This window comes from Armatimonas sp. (assembly GCF_043760365.1).
Lineage (GTDB): Bacteria > Armatimonadota > Armatimonadia > Armatimonadales > Armatimonadaceae > Armatimonas.
Genome location: NZ_JAYUPA010000127.1, coordinates 1 through 2256, shown reverse-complemented (window position 1 = coordinate 2256; position 2256 = coordinate 1). Strand labels below are relative to the sequence as shown.

At 54.9% G+C, this 2256-nt stretch carries 2 protein-coding genes; both read right to left on the bottom strand.

Annotation, left to right across the window (positions count from 1 at the left end):
• Positions 1–1531: dynamin family protein (locus tag ACH2EH_RS03355; RefSeq protein WP_395138960.1), on the bottom strand; the 1531-nt coding region annotated here is incomplete at its 3' end.
• A gap of 30 nt (positions 1532–1561) precedes the next feature.
• A complete protein-coding gene (locus ACH2EH_RS03350) occupies positions 1562–2179 on the bottom strand; it encodes a hypothetical protein (protein ID WP_395138958.1) in 618 nt (205 codons plus the stop codon).
• Positions 2180–2256 lie beyond the last annotated feature (77 nt).

Below are 2256 nucleotides of genomic sequence, written 5' to 3'. Positions count from 1 at the left end.
CCACCGCTGCCCGTGAGAAAAAGGGGATAGAGACGCTTAGTTCCACTTGTAGTGTCTGGGCACTAATCACCCATTCGATTTCATCAATGCGTGGCAGTAGGGCAACTTCCTTCACCTCACCATTTGCCTCCACTTCGGGCCATTGGTATTTTTCTCTGCGAAGCTGAACCAAGTGTTCTTGAAAATTTTGGTTCAGGCTTCGCTGCAACCGTGTCCCGAAATCAGAGATTGACACGTTAATCGCAGAAACTCGCAGCTTATCCTGCACTGCCACCTGCTCATCTTCGTAGCCGATTGTGGCAAATCGAGGACGAAGCTCGTCGTGTATTCTGCGGCACTGCTGTTCCGTTTCTGTAGTCACGCGCTGCTCTGCTACGCTCTTAATCTGATTCGTTTGAGCGACTGCTTCCCGATAGAGTCGCGCACAGTTAGCAGCGGCATCACGAATCGCCCCCATCGCTCGGCGATAGTCCCGTTGCCGCTGGCGGGCACTGACATACAACGACCGGGCGCGGATAAGTCGCTGCTTGCTCTCAAACCGCTCCGTGAGAAGCTTCGCTAGCGTAGTGTAGCCGCTCTTGTCGTACGCATCTCTATCTTGGGAGGCTCTCGCCTCGTAAGCCTGCTTGGCACAGAATCGGATCACCGGAAGGCCGTATTTCCCGTATACACTGCGTGCTTCTTCAAACACTTTTTGCTGTGAGGCTTCGGGTATCCGGTCTATCTGATTCAGTACTAGAATAGCGGGTTTGTTGAAGCGGCCGAATAGATCCAGATACCGGTCTACAATACCTGAGCGCACCTTCACCGCTGAAACAAGCCAGATCACGGCGTCCGCCCGCCCATATTCCCACTCTAGATGTTTCTTCTGGACTGTACTGGCCAGAATCTGATCCAGCCCCTGCGTGTCTACGAGGCGTACTCCCGGCAGGACGGCCTCGGGAGCGTTCAGATGCCACTCCACCTCCAGGATCGGCGTCCGGTACGCGTTGCCGGGACGCATTCGCAGTTCCTCTCCTTCTAGGAGAGAGGATGCAAACTCGGGCGAGCAGTCATACCGCCAGAAGCGCTCCTCATGCCCCTGTTGGGAACGCGCGAGTGCCTGCCGCAGATGCAACCAGGTGGGGTCGTCGTTTAGATCTTCCGTGATCAGGGACGCTCTCTCCTGTTCATTGGCGGACGTGAGGAACCGGTGGAAACAGTATGTCTTCGGCAGGAAGTCAACCAGAGCCACTTCCCGACCGAATAGCGCGTTTATGAAGGTAGATTTACCTGCCTTTCCCTCACCTACAACGAAGATCTCAAAAGGAACCTCTTCTTTGTGGGTCGAGAGACCAATCTGCCTTTCGAAGCGCTCTAGCCCTGGAACTTTGTCAACGTGATTATGCGACCGAATCAGAGACTCCTGAAGCCAGGATGGGGTGTTTTCCCCACCTGAGTCAAGGGCTGCCACCTGTAGGCGGCGAAACCAATCCCGCAAGGAGACACCCCCGGCGGACGTAATTATAGACTCTACCGATGTATCTGCCATCGTTCCTCTGTTCTTCCTCATCCTGCATCATTAGCGACGGAGGAATGTTGCCATGATGCCATCGCCTACTGCTACTGCTAGGAGGCTTACCAATGACAAGATCCATGGCAAGACTTTCAGGCGTTTATTCATGCTCTGCTTCTGTAGATCCATGTCCTGCTTCTGTTGTTCGAGCGCCGCCCGAATCTCTTGCAGCACTTGACTTTGGCTTTCGAGCGAACGCTCCAGTTCCTCCGCGCGTCGCGTCGCTTCCTGGCTCTGTGCCGCCATATCAGACAGCCCCGTCGTTATCATCACCAGGAACCGGCCCCTATCCGCTTCTAAATTTGTCAGGTAGGACCGATTCAACTCTCCTAATTGCTCTGCGAACGGCTCGAACAGGTGCAGATAGCTCTCTCGGCTCTCCGTGATCGTTCGAGCCAAACGCGTCACCTCAGTGTCCAAACGGGCCACCGATTCACGCCCTGCCTCAGCCACTGTCTGTCGAACTTGGGTGAGATCATGTGCCGTGCTCACCTGAGCTTTCTCAACTGCCCGCGAGAGGGTAGCGACATCGTGAGCGGTCGCCATCTGGCACTCAGTCATAGTCTGCGTCAGGGTCGCCGCGTCTTGCTCAACGGATGCGTGGAACTCCTCTGCAACCTCCATGAGTGCTTGTTGCACAGTGTTGGCAGATTGAGTTAGTTCCCTGTTTACGCTATCTGCGACCTTTTGATGCTGTTCAT